Here is a 12,343-nt window from a genome sequence, read left to right as displayed (position 1 = left end):
GTACTCTTACCCGCATGCAGCGGTTCGGTATCGTCATCGCCGCCATTCTCACGCTCGGGACGCCTGCACTCGCAGAGGACGCGCCCCGGCCTGCGGCCGACGATGCCGTGCAGGCGGCACGATTTGCAGCACTCGTCGCCAAGGCGGATCGGGAGCGCGCAGCGGGGAGGCTGCCCGAAGCCGCGATGGCGTACGCCGAAGCCTTCAAGATCAAGGAGGATCCGACCGTAGGCGGGCGCCTCGGGGCTTTGCTCGTCGAGCTGCGCAACCCCATCCAGGCCGCGGATCTGCTGCTCGACGCCATCGAGCGTGGACAGGATGTTTCATCCGACGAACGACACGCCTGGCTCTCGGCGTATGACGTCGCGCGCTCGCAGGTCTGCCGCGTCGAGGTGACCGTGTCCGAGCCACATTCCCGCGTCACGCTGGACGGTTTGCCCAAGAATCGCGAGGGTCATACCGGCTTCATTCTTTTCGTCCCGGCTGGCGAGCACGAGCTGCGGGCATCCCTCAATGGATTCGAGGACGCGGTCATCGATTTCAAGGCGATCAAGGGCGGGACGTTGCGGTACACGCTGGCCCTGCGTCCGCTGCCCTCGTTCGCACTCATCGATCCGCCGGAGCGGCTTCTACGGCGACGTCAGCTCGATCCGGCGACGAGCGTCGAGGAGCCACCGGACGACGAGCCACCGAAGCGAGAGCCAATCCGCGGTGGCGTCATCGATGACGAGAAGAAGAGCGGGATCCGCGGCTCGATCAACGCGGGTCCGGTCGTGTTGTTCGGCGTGGCGACGTGGGCGCCCGCGGTGGGGGCGGTGCTCGGCGGAAGCTTGCAGGTACACGAATACGCGTCGCTCGGGTTGGAGGCGCGGGCGGCTTGGCTGACATCGGGAATCGAGGGGCTCCAGATCGACGCGATGACGGCAGGCGGCATCGTGAGCGCGTGCGGCCACTATCGATGGTTCTTCGGGTGCGCGCTCGGACACATGGGCATGATCAGGGTGGCCTTTTCTCGTGAGAGCTACGAGCCGGTGACCGTCGTGGATGTGAAGCCCGGCGGCGGTGCCCGCATCGGCGCCAAGTTTCGACTCACGTCATCCCTCAGCGTACACGCTGCGACAGAGGTCCTTGCCCTGTCGAGCGGCGTCAAGATTTTCGTCGGCAATACCCTGGTTTCCTCTCAGCCGCCCGTCATGATCGGCGTGGGGGTGGGTGCAGGGTGGGAGTTTTAATCATGCGAATGTCAATTCATTTAATGGTAACGGCCCTATTCCCAACGCTCGCAGCCTGTTCGGCGCCAGACACGTTCGTGCAGTCCCACTGCGACCCGAATGCACCGCTCCCCGACGAGTATTGTCGAGGGCTACTGGCAGACGCGGGCGCCGATGGGGGTGGAAGCGATGCGGCTGCTCCCGGCCCCACGCCGCAGTCCATGGGCACCTGCCTGGACGCTTGCGTGCCCGTGCCGAGCGGCGGCGCTGGCTACTGGAGCGAGGTTCCGGTCTCGGTCAGGTTCGACAAACCGCAGGCGCTCCCGAAGTTCTGCCCGGGCAGTGTGCCGAACGAGAAGTTCCGCCTCTTCGAAGACCTCGTCGCGCCCCCGGCCGAGTGTGATGCGTGCGCGTGCGAGCCCTCGGAAGGGACGTGCGAAGGCGGGCCGCCGCAGACGATCGAGATCCGCGCGGCGACGTGTGCAGAGGGCGTCGCCGCATCGCTACCGTTCAGCGGGCCCGCGGGATGGGACGGATCGTGCACGAGCTCGAACGCGCTTCCGGCCGGTGCGTCGTGCGGCGGCGAGCTCTGCGCACAGTCCGTGCGGGCCTCGGCGCTCCCCGGTCCGACGAGTGAGTCTTGCGCACCGACGAGCGCCGCGCCCTCGTTCACGACGACGAGAGAGTGGAAGCTCGGCGCGCTCGCGTGCATGGCGAACACGAACGACGACACGTGCGGCGAGAGCGCGATCAAGCGGTACTGCGTGGCAGATCCTGGCCCCGAGTGGCTCTACTGCGTGCACGGCAAGGGCGTGATGGAGCCGTGCCCGGACAACTACAACTTCGAGCGGCACGAGATGTACCCCGACGAGCCGATCGATGATCGCGGCTGTGAGGCGTGCGAGTGCGGGGCGCCCGTGGGGAGCGCGTGCATGGGATCGCTTCGGCTCTACGACGATGCGGTGTGTTCGTCGGAGTTCGAGAAGGCTAGCCTTGCGTCCACCGGGGAGAAGTGCACAGACATCCTGCCCCCCGGGCGCGCCATCGGAGCCAAGGCGGTCACGGGCGCGACGTACGTTCACGGCACGTGCGCGAGCTCCGGCGGGGCGCCGAAGGGCTCGGCGTCACCGAACAAGAACAGCGCGATCACCTTCTGCTGCCGTCGGTCGCACTGGACCGTCGAGTAGATCGGCGCGGATACGCGGGCTCCTACGCCTGCCCGACCGTGAGGGCGAGCCCGGTGGCATCGCGCTTGGCGAGAACCTCGGCGAGGTTCCACGTCCTGATAGGAACGTCGCGCGGACCGAGCATGTAGAAGACCGCGGTCACGCCAGCGAGTTGGTAGGCAACGAGGTCCACGCCTGGAAAGACGGTCCACACAAGGCGCAGTGCGGTGTCGAGGCGAGAGTCCACGCCAGCGATGGTAGCGCAACGGGTTTGTCCTGGGAAGGTTCAGCGCATGCACGATGGTGCACACGCGCCTCGTCCTCGGGCGACGGACGGACACGAGGACGCAACGCACGAATGGCAGGGGTTCCTCTTGCAGGCGAGATTCGCTTGTAAGGTTTGGACGGGTCGTGGCACACAGGCAGGTATGAATATTCGCTTCGCTTCTGTGTTCGGCGGCATGTTGCCACGCGCTCTCGGCCCCGCCGGCGTCCTCGCGAGCGCCGTGCTCGCGGCGTGCGGCTCGCCGGATGTGGACAATCCGAAGCCGGACGCGGCCGATGCTGGAATTACCGGAGACCTTTCGCCGAGCGACGTCTCGATCCTCTGGCCGGCCCCGGAGAACGGCGAGCTTCCGCCGGGGTATCTGAAGATCTTTCCCGCCGCCGGCGAGCGCGGGCCCGGGCTCCCATCCGCAGCGCGCGACGTGATGCCGGACCTCCATGCCGATCTTCCCGGAGGAGCGAAGACGACGCTCACGGTCATTGCGGCCCGCGTCGATCCGTGCGCACCGCGCGCGTCCGGGCCATGCGTTCATGAGCTTCGACTGAGCGCCGAGACGCTCGCCGTCGGGCTCGACGATGCAGCCCTTCACCTCATTTATGAGCTCGACGACGCACGGTTCGCGGCGCTCGCCTCCGACCTTACGACTTGGCGCGCGCACTCGCCGGCATCGACCAGCGGCCGGCTCCGCGTTCACCCGGGGCTTGCCGCGGCCGGGATCGGATCGGCGTTCGCCGAGGAGCTCCACGACATCATCGTGCGTTACGCCACCGAGGAGTCGCTCATAAGTTTCACCACCAACCACTTTGCGTTCGACAACTGGGGCTTCTCACGCTTCGTCCGGAACGGCGCCGTCTTCGAGAAGGTCGACCTCCCCGGCCTTCCTGCCGGCACGCTCTCGCAGAGCTGGCTGCGGCAGGCGCAGCAGGACGACCTCGACGATCCGAACGGCACGCTGACCCCCGCGCCGGCGAAGAACTTCGGTGCGCTGCTGAAGACCGACGCGCTGGTCGCCGGCACGAGCACGCCGGAGGTCCTCGCCGCGCGCGACGCCGTGCTCGAGAACGAGCATCCCGGGAAGACGAACTCGGCGAAGAATGACTGCGGCTCGTGCCATCTCGCGGACGCGGCCCACCGCTGGGCGGAAAAGCGCGGCGTCGTGTTCGACACGCTGGAGAAGTATCTGCCCCCCGCGGGCGTCGACGTCACGGTCGACGTGCCGCCCGAGCTGATGGGCAACGCATCCAACACGGTCGCCTTCGGCTATCACCGGGTTCGCCACGAGAAGCTCGTTCCGAGCATCAGCGCGCGCGTGGCAGCCGAGACGGCGGAGGTCGTGAAGCGCCTCCGCGAGCCGTAGCCGTCCGCGCCTGCCAGACCGTAAACTGAGTCACCGCCCCAGAAAAATCGAGCGCTCCGCTGTCACCGTGATCGGCGTGCGGCCAATATCCATCTGAGGGGCGATACAACCCCCGACGCTCGCAGCGAGCCCGCATGCGCGTTTGTGCATGCGCACTCGCTGGGGGCGTCTGGGCATAACGCCCCCAGCCTCACCCTTCCCGGGCCGATTGCGCCTTTGGGGATGCCTGCTCGCGCACCTGGTTAGAAGCATCCAGCGATCGGCCTGGGAGGGAGAGGTTTTTCCTTTGCCCCCTGCTTCCAGTGCCGTGGCAACACCTTGATCCGCCCCCCACACCCGCACGCGCAGAAGCGCCCCTTCGCGTTCTCTGCGTCAGCCCAGGCCGTCACGGACCCCTTCGCCGTTCTCGCCCGAATCCGCACGGTTCCCTCCAGGACCACCATGGGGTCAGAGGTCAACGGCTTGCACAAGCGACAGCGCTACTCCTCCGCCCTCGGGTCGGCCAGGGAAGTGCTGGCCTGCGTTCAGGTCGCCCAGGCCATGCGCTATATCCAATCCATGGATCCCTGGGTCCTGGACCGGATGGACCACGTCATCGCCCCCCTCACCCGCCTCGTCTACCGCCGCGCATCGTGAACCTCGCTCGGCGGGCCGTCCTTCCCCGGGCGGCCCGCCAAACGGCCTGGATCGCAGCATTCATGGCGATGCTCCTCACATGATCGAGCTCATGCCGTTCCAGACCGCCGCGACCGCCGTCGCGCAGATCTTCCCCGACGCGACGACGCTCGTCGGGCGGACCGAGGAGAGCTTGCCGTTCGGCGCCGGGATCCACTGGGACTTCGTTCGTTATTACCTCGTACCGTTCCCCGCTGGCCTGTGGCAGCCCCTCGAGGTGCAGTTCGATCCGAAAGCCCCACGACGCGTCACCGCATACCGAACGATCTTCGCGTACGTCTACGCCGTGTCAGCGCGCGACTCGATCGTGGCCGCGCTTCAAGCCCGAGTGCCCGACCTCGCCCGGATCGCGAGCCCGGAGGCGGCCGGCACCTGCTGGGTCGGGAGCCGGGGCGGAACGCGCGTCGAGGTCTGCGAGGATCCCACGCATTTCCTTGTCACGGTAGGCAACTGGACCTTCTGACGCGGTCGGCTCGCCCGGCGCGTGGTGAAGCGCCACGCCGGTCGCGGCAGCGCCCACGGCTGCGTCGACGCAAATCGAGCGCGAGCGCCTGCGCGGTCGTCCTTGCATCGGCGCGAAGGCACGTGGGACACGTGCGCGGCGCGGGACACACCGGAGCAAACGCGGCTTTGACGCCGTGATCGGCGCGCTCGCGTCGATGCAAGCCCCGATGGGAACATGGGAGGGCGACGCTCGGACGCGCGCAAGCGCTCCCGCGCCGCGTGCGCGACGTGCCTTGAACACGTGCAAGGCACGCCGCGCAGCTCGTTTGGAGCGCCTTGCGCGCGTGGAAGACCCACCGAGCGGCGACCATCAGGCGATTTGCACGCGTGCAAGGCGCGTCGCGTGACACGCCGGAGGAGCTTCCGCCTCTGCCTGCGCTTCCGCGACGGGGCCCATCGCGCTTTCCGCTCCCGCTCCCTGAGGTTCTCCGTCACTGCACGGTGAGATGGTAGGTCACGTCCTGAAAGAAGCCGGCACCCGGGCCTTTTGTGAAGGCCCCTTCGAAGTGGAGCTCGTGGTCGCCAGGGGGCAGCTCCAGCATCACCCAATACCCGTCCGACGCCGAGCGGCCGGAGGTCTTGCCTGGCACGAAGAGGATATTGTCGTTCTTCGGCATCGTGAAGTCGAAGGGCGGGGACGCGGCACGGAAGCGGTGGAGGTTATGGACGTCCCCCCCATCGAGCGTCACCTTCAAGGTGTTGATCCCGATGTCATCCGCGAAGTGCGCGGCACAGGCCGCACGAGCCTCATCGTCCTTGCCGCGGAAGGGAGCCTTCTCCACGTTCGAGCACTCCACGTTGATGATCGGGAAGAACAGGGGTTTGGTGGCAGGCACCGTGCATGTTCGCGTGACAGCTGTTCCCGAGCCCTCGCCCGCGAGGAAGAACATGTCCGCCGTTTCGCCGAAGCCACAATTCGCCCCGGTCGTGTCGAACGTCGGATTGGTGTCGATCGGGATGGCCAGCATCACCTTCCACCACTTTGCCGACCATTCTCCGTAGGTCTTCCCGGTCTCGGCCTCGGCGTCGTCCGGAGAGATGATCGCTACAGACTTGGAGTCGACGAGCCGATCCTTCGCCTCCGTCACGTCGTCCGTGTCCGTCGGAGCGCTCTCGAAGGCCGGTCCGGTGCATCCGGACATGGTCCCCATCGCACTGGATATCGCGATACTTGCGATCACTCTCGTCAATTTCATGGCCCCTCCCCCCAGCGGCTACCTGGATCACGGCCGATAACCACTCGCGCGCCCAAGAACCAGAAAAGGTTTTCCAGCGTGACAGGGCGTGCTCGAACCGTCAATCCATTTCTGTGACAATGGAAACACGATTCACCATCAGACCTACGGTGCGAGCCGGACAGATGAGGTGCGGCGCGCATGTACGCCGGGGGCAGACCTCGCGGACCGTTCGGTGCGATGGCCTCCGCACCTCGCCCGCGACGAATCGCGGCAAACCACGAGCGCGAGGACGAGGCGCCCCGCGGAAAAGTCGATGACACGTCATTACCGGCCATTACGCCTCATGACATGCGATTTTTTGCCGGGTCCAGATCACAAATGGCTGACACTGGATGACGTTCGCTTCTTCACCGTGCGAACGTCGGGGCGACATCGACTCTCTCCTGCGCTTCGTGATTGGGCGTCGCCGGCCGAGGAGAAGGAACATGCGCACCCTGTTCATCAGTGATCTGCATCTCGGCAATGGTGGCCCCTACGACGGCGTGCTGCTGTGCGGAGGTCCCGCCCTGGCGCAGGATGCGCCCGCGTCCGCGCCGACGCCGGACGCGAACAAGGAGCTCGCCAGGGAGCGGCTCCAGCGAGGCCGCGCGGCGCTGTTCAAGCAGGAGGCGTGGGGGCCGGCGCTCGCCGAGATGCTCGCGTCGCTCCGGCTGTATCCGACGGCGTCGGCGATGGCGCTTGCAGCTTCTTGGGCATGGCGGATCCTACGCTGAAATTCGTATGCATGACCATCGGATGAAGACGCTATCCACACGGAGAATGGCCATGGGTCTCGCGGCAAGCAGGACAGGGGGTCGCCGACCAGGCGGCGTGATGATTGGCGCGGCCGTGTTGCTCTTCGTGCTCGCGCTGATCGCGCTCGGCGGAGCGTGCGTTGGGCTGGAAATACCGTGCGGCGATGGGTACTGCTCGCTCGGTTATGAATGTGTTCAGAATATGTGCCGGTATAGCAACCCGACCTGCGGCAAGGGCCTGTCGGAAACGTGGGCCGATGAAGTCTGCGATGACGGGAACGACGTGGGGGGCGACGGGTGCAGCGCCGACTGCAAGTCCAACGAGACGTGCGGAAACGGAGTCGTCGACATCGCGGCCGGTGAGGCGTGTGATTGCGGCGCGGGAGACGTTCAAAGTCCCCAACCGGAATGCAAGGGCCAGCAGAACTCGACGAACGGCGTCCCGGTGGCGTCGCACGATACGGCAGGCCTCTCGACCCGCTTTTCCTTCTGACCCGCCTCAGGCGCCTTGCGCCGCGTCGAGCAGGAGCGCGGAGAGCTGCTCCAGCTCCTCCGCGATCACGGCGACCCGCCCTGCCCCTTCCAGCCAGCCGCCGCTGTCCCATATCGCGGGCTCGGTCAGGCTTGCGCTCGACGGTACGATGGCCAGGCTGTCCTTCGGGGGAGGGCGCTCGTCATGGAGCCAGCGAAGGAGCATGCGATGGCGCCACTTCCGCAGAAGGAGCCCGGCGAAGAGGCTCGGCCGCGTCCGCGGCTGCGAGAGCAATTCCTCGATCCAGCTGAGGCTCCGCAAGCTCAAGAGATGGTCGTCCTCGGTCAGCAGCGGCTGCGAGAAGATGGGCCTCGCCTCGGCCGAGTAGCCGCCGTAGATGCGGAGCACGACGATTTCATTGTCGAGATCGAGCCGACCGGGCACGGCGGCCTCCATCTTCCACGCAGCCGCGCCTGCCGGGCGCTTGATCACGCGTGGCTTGCCGGAGCTGCGCAACGACGGCTGGATGGCATAAATGGTCCTTTGAGGCTGCGCCGCCGCGATCGCGCGCTCGAGGTACGGCTGCCACAGAAGAGTGAAGTGGACGCCGGGGGGCAGGAGCCTGCCCATGGCCTCGAAGAAGGGCGGCGCAGAACCCTGCATTTGCTCCAGGATGGAGGTCTGGAAAATCGAGTGGCAAACATCGATGCCATAACGCATCGCGCATTGCTGCATGAGGGCGCTGAGCGGTAGGCCCGGGTCGCTCGTCTCGCCCTGCGCCACCAGAAACTGCACGACTTCGTTCTTGAGTACGGCGCGATCTCCCTCGTTGTCTCCGAGGACGAGCGTGAACGGCTTTTCGATGATCTGCTGGAGGGCTGGCGCGAGCCTCTTGGATCTGGACTCGTTCCCGGGCCGCGCGACCCTGCGGTTCTTGAAATTGAAGATCACAGGGTCGGAGGCGCGAAGGTAAAGAACGGGTGAGAAGGCCGCTGCGCTCTCTGTCAGAAGCGTGCGCCGCGCCGCCGCAACGCTGGCGCCGATATCGCCAGAGGCGCGATCCGAGCCGGTCAGGGTCCGGTAAACCTCGACGGAACAAAGCCGCGCCACGTCGGCCCTCACAGGCCACAGATGCGCGATGACAGCGTCGGCGCCCGCTTTGACCAGGATCTCCGCGGCGCTACCGAACACGCCGGGCTTTCCGCCCTCGCACGACTCCAGGACGATGAGGCGCAGATCCTCGGCAAAGCTCGACTGGAGCTCGCGCGCGAGCGCCTCGACCGTGATCCACCGCTCCTCGCCGTCATGGTCGTCGGCCAGGCGCAGCACCGGTCGCCCCTGCAGATCCACCCCGCCATGCCCGAGGTAGTGCACGACATGGGGGCTCTTTCCGCTCCGCAGGCGGTTGAAGAGGACCTGGGCGCTGATCGTGTCTCCAGCGATCGGATCCAGCCACTCCACCTCGCCGGCCTCGACGGAAGGGGCGAGCGCCTCGGATAACACCGCGAGGGCGCGCTCATCGGTTCCAGGGGCAATGGCGAGTACGCGCACGGCGCCGCGGACCGCGCGCGGCTCCCAGGGATCCTGTGACATCACGCCCCGCGCGATCAAGAGCTTTGCATCGGTGCCGAGGAAGCCTTCGGTGGTGCCCGGCCTGCACAGGGCCTCCATGGGGTGGCCTGAAGTTCGCGATCGCTCATGAAGAGCCGCACGAGCACGCGGCCGTCTTTGGCGGCTTCGCCGAGGCGCGTGAGCGTGTCGCGCACCTCGCCCTGGAAGAGCTCCTGGTGGAGCGCCTGGGCATAGCTCACGACATCGGGATCGAGCGCTTTCGCAGCGCGGGAGGCGCGCCCTACTTTGGTCGTGAAGGTCTGCAATGTGAAGGCGCCCTTCTCGGGCGAGAGCCTGTGTGGCGAAGGGCGCTCTCCGCGGCTCCCACGCGCAGACAGGCGGATCCCCTGGTCATCCGGGGCAAGCTCGAGCTCAAGCCACATTGCACGCAGCGAGGACGTTGGAGTACGGATACGCGCCCGCGGACGAGAATGCGAGCATCACTCCGCGGTCGGCGGCTCGGGTGTCCATCGTTCGACGACCTCCATCTCGCGGAGACCGTACCACGACCCCGAGCGACCCGAAAGCGATGAGCCCGAAAACGAGAAAGGCGTGTCGCATGAGAGTCCCCCTGTCGAGAGGAGAGGTTCGACCATGCGTTGGCGGATCCTTCGCCACCCGATGGCCGATCTTTCGCCATCCGCTGGCCGATCTTTCGCCACCCGATGGCAGATCCTTCGCCAGGTGGTGGCGGATCTTTCGCCACACGGTGACGAATGTTTCACCATACGGCGGCGAATGTTTCGCCACCCGCTGGCCGATCTTTCGCCATCCGCTGGCCGATCTTTCGCCACCCGATGGCGAAGCTTTCGCCCCGCGCTGGCGAAGCTTTCGCCCCGCGCTGGCGAAGCTTTCGCCCCGCGCTGGCGAAGCTTTCGCCCCGCGCTGGCGAAGCTTTCGCCCCGCGCTGGCCGATCCTTCGCCACCCCGGGGAGAGCGATGCCCATCACAACGAACTCGCAACGGCAAGCAAGGTTGGGTAACCTACCCCCGAAAGCGAGGAACGTTCACGTATGGAGAACAAAGTTGGTGACACGCTCTTGACGCCCGAGGACCACATCCAGTTGCTCGCGCAACTGAAGGCGATCGTCGAGAAGCTCAGGGCGCACGGGATCACGCTCACCGCGGACGAGCGCAGGCGCACGCTGCGCCAGCGCAGGGGCGCGGAGCCGCACATTCAGCGGGTGATCGATCTGGCGAAGAAGTACAACGTCGCGCTGAAGAACATCCCGCTCGCAGGCCTGGAGAACGATGCCGGCCTCACGAAGCAACTCCAGCCGATCGAGGAGGAGCTTCGCGTGGCCCTGCAGCTCGCCGAGGATACCGGGATGCAAGCAGGGTCGGAGGCGTGGGAGGCGTTCCTCGCCTATTACGGCGTGCTGTCGGCCATGGGGGAACGAATGCCCGACCTGGCCGCCGAGCTGCAGACGGTGGTGGACTTCATGGCCATCGGGCCGCGGAAGAAGGCGTCTGCAACCTGAAAAGGCCAGGTTGAAGAAGGAGCGGGCGGAGGCGCTTGCCGCTTCCGCCTCCGCTCTCGCTGTGCGAGGTGTTCCATGCAGTTTCAGCCCAGGACTCACCAACGAACGCTCGTCATCCTGTGCCCTTGGCTGCTGCTCATAGCGTCGAGCTGCTCGGGTTCGTCGATAGGGGGTGCCGCAGACGGGGGCGGAGGAGCCGATGGGGGCACCGGCGCCCAAGGCGGCGAGGCCGGTACTTGCAGCCATGCCTGGGAACCGGCGCCGGCGAAGTTCGACGCCTACACGTCGGGAGCACAGTCAGCGCCCTCATGCGGGGTGCAGACATGGGAGGCACTTCCGTGCGGCGCGTGCATCGGTGACGAGGTCTGCGTAGCGGGACACACGCGCGATTGTTGCGGGATGCCGCCGGCCCCCGGAGGTCTGTCGTCGCCGCTCGATCAATGGCTGTGTAGCTGTGAAAGCGGCGAATGGGCCTGCTGGGTGCTCTTTCCCGCCGCCAGCGCCTGTGTCTGCTCATCGCCCGACGGGGGCTGAGCGACGCCAACGGAGAGGCGGAGGCGGAAGCGGTGCTGCGCAAGAGCGGCATGCTCTCCCGCCACTTCTGGCTCCGGCGCGCGTCGTCAAATCCTCATCGACGACCCACTTGGCGTGAAGCCCTCCGCCAGCTGCTCGTTGGTCAGCGCAGCCACGTCGGTCGCGATGTCCTTCGACGCCGTCTGACGCTCGAGGATGTCGCCGTCTATGTCTCTCATCCGGACGCAGACGCGGTTGTTCAATCCCGCGACCGACCACACGCGCCCGTCGGGATGCACGAATGTCCGCCACGGCACGGGAGCCTGCCTCTCCGGAGGCTTCGTCCATCTCCGCTTCTTCCACGCGAACGGCGCGATGCGAATGCGCGCGTCGATTTCACCGCTCCACTCGCAGGCCACCCCCTCGGCGCGCAGGGCGTCGAGGACGGCGTTCGCGACGGCGGAGGCGCTCTCGTCCGTCCCGTCCAGCGCGCCGAACGTCAGAAGGAGGCCCTCGCCTTCGACGCCGCGCTCGACATCCTGGGAGTGGTAGAAGACCGCGCCGAGCACCTTCTTCTTCTTCGACCCGAGCGAGGCAATACGCGCGTTGACCTCGGCCCATCCCATCGCCTGGGTGCCGCCGACGTTCTGCATCGCCACGATACCGCTGCGATCGAGCCTCGTGAATGCCTCGTCGATGGCGTCGTTGGTGGTGCGGTCGGCCCACCGCTGTTCGAGCGCAAAGTCTTCGCTCCAGAGCGCCCTGCAGTAGGCGCGAAACGTGTTCGTGGCCGACGCCGCCACGACTTCCGGCGCGGCCTCGCTCGCGCACGCAAGGATGTAGTTGGTGCTGCCGTCCAGCGTCTTGAAGCGCTCCGCGGTGCCTCTCACCAAGATGCGCGCGCGGCGGAGGGCGGCCGCGTCGAGCTGGTGAGCATATTCTGTGGCGATCGTCGCTGCCGTGTCCATCAGGCCGCGGAATGTACCGAATTGATGCTGTCGGGGACAAGCGGCATCTTGCTAGCGCTCGATGACGCTCGCTTCCGCGCTGCGGGCAAGGGCCCGTGGGCCGCGGAGGTGTCGGGCTTCAACGTGC

The 12,343-nt window shown here is 66.7% G+C and carries 11 protein-coding genes; 7 read left to right on the top strand and 4 right to left on the bottom strand.

Annotation, left to right across the window (positions count from 1 at the left end; genetic code table 11):
• The first annotated feature begins 14 nt into the window (after nucleotides 1-14).
• Nucleotides 15-1,232, top strand: coding sequence for a hypothetical protein (locus QHF83_RS18605; protein WP_282419207.1), 1,218 nt, complete (start codon nucleotides 15-17; stop codon nucleotides 1,230-1,232).
• 200 nt (nucleotides 1,233-1,432) lie between these two features.
• Entirely contained in the window at nucleotides 1,433-2,398 is a 966-nt protein-coding gene (locus tag QHF83_RS18600) for a hypothetical protein (protein ID WP_282419206.1), read from the top strand.
• A 22-nt stretch (nucleotides 2,399-2,420) separates the two neighbouring features.
• On the opposite strand, the gene QHF83_RS18595 is transcribed toward QHF83_RS18600, so the two are convergent.
• Nucleotides 2,421-2,624 (bottom strand): hypothetical protein, encoded by a 204-nt coding sequence (locus QHF83_RS18595; protein ID WP_282419205.1) that lies wholly within the window; start codon nucleotides 2,622-2,624, stop codon nucleotides 2,421-2,423.
• A gap of 181 nt (nucleotides 2,625-2,805) precedes the next feature.
• Here QHF83_RS18595 and QHF83_RS18590 point away from each other — a divergent pair, with 181 nt between their 5' ends.
• Together QHF83_RS18590 and QHF83_RS18585 are read left to right on the top strand one after the other, a co-directional pair.
• Entirely contained in the window at nucleotides 2,806-4,020 is a 1,215-nt protein-coding gene (locus QHF83_RS18590; protein ID WP_282419204.1) for a hypothetical protein, read from the top strand.
• A gap of 715 nt (nucleotides 4,021-4,735) precedes the next feature.
• Nucleotides 4,736-5,158 carry a hypothetical protein gene (locus QHF83_RS18585; RefSeq protein ID WP_282419203.1) on the top strand — a complete coding sequence of 141 codons (423 nt, stop codon included), beginning with the start codon at nucleotides 4,736-4,738 and terminating at the stop codon, nucleotides 5,156-5,158.
• 472 nt (nucleotides 5,159-5,630) lie between these two features.
• Here QHF83_RS18585 and QHF83_RS18580 read toward each other — a convergent pair whose 3' ends face one another.
• A complete protein-coding gene (locus QHF83_RS18580; RefSeq protein ID WP_282419202.1) occupies nucleotides 5,631-6,341 on the bottom strand; it encodes a hypothetical protein in 711 nt (236 codons plus the stop codon).
• A gap of 521 nt (nucleotides 6,342-6,862) precedes the next feature.
• Here QHF83_RS18580 and QHF83_RS18575 point away from each other — a divergent pair.
• A complete protein-coding gene (locus QHF83_RS18575) occupies nucleotides 6,863-7,150 on the top strand; it encodes a hypothetical protein (protein ID WP_282419201.1) in 288 nt (95 codons plus the stop codon).
• Between the two features lie 100 nt (nucleotides 7,151-7,250).
• Entirely contained in the window at nucleotides 7,251-7,664 is a 414-nt protein-coding gene (locus tag QHF83_RS18570; protein ID WP_282419200.1) for a DUF4215 domain-containing protein, read from the top strand.
• A 6-nt stretch (nucleotides 7,665-7,670) separates the two neighbouring features.
• On the opposite strand, the gene QHF83_RS18565 is transcribed toward QHF83_RS18570, so the two are convergent.
• Nucleotides 7,671-9,314, bottom strand: coding sequence for a CHAT domain-containing protein (locus QHF83_RS18565; protein WP_282419199.1), 1,644 nt, complete (start codon nucleotides 9,312-9,314; stop codon nucleotides 7,671-7,673).
• 953 nt (nucleotides 9,315-10,267) lie between these two features.
• Between QHF83_RS18565 and QHF83_RS18560 the strand changes: the two genes are divergently transcribed.
• The gene (locus tag QHF83_RS18560) at nucleotides 10,268-10,735 is read left to right on the top strand and encodes a hypothetical protein (protein WP_282419198.1); all 468 of its coding nucleotides are present in this window, start codon (nucleotides 10,268-10,270) and stop codon (nucleotides 10,733-10,735) included.
• Nucleotides 10,736-11,355: 620 nt separating this feature from the next.
• Here QHF83_RS18560 and QHF83_RS18555 read toward each other — a convergent pair.
• Entirely contained in the window at nucleotides 11,356-12,216 is an 861-nt protein-coding gene (locus QHF83_RS18555) for a hypothetical protein (protein WP_282419197.1), read from the bottom strand.
• Between the last annotated feature and the right edge of the window lie 127 nt (nucleotides 12,217-12,343).

This window comes from Polyangium sp. 15x6 (assembly GCF_029960785.1).
Lineage (GTDB): Bacteria > Myxococcota_A > Polyangia > Polyangiales > Polyangiaceae > Polyangium.
This window is presented reverse-complemented; position numbering and strand designations above follow the sequence as displayed.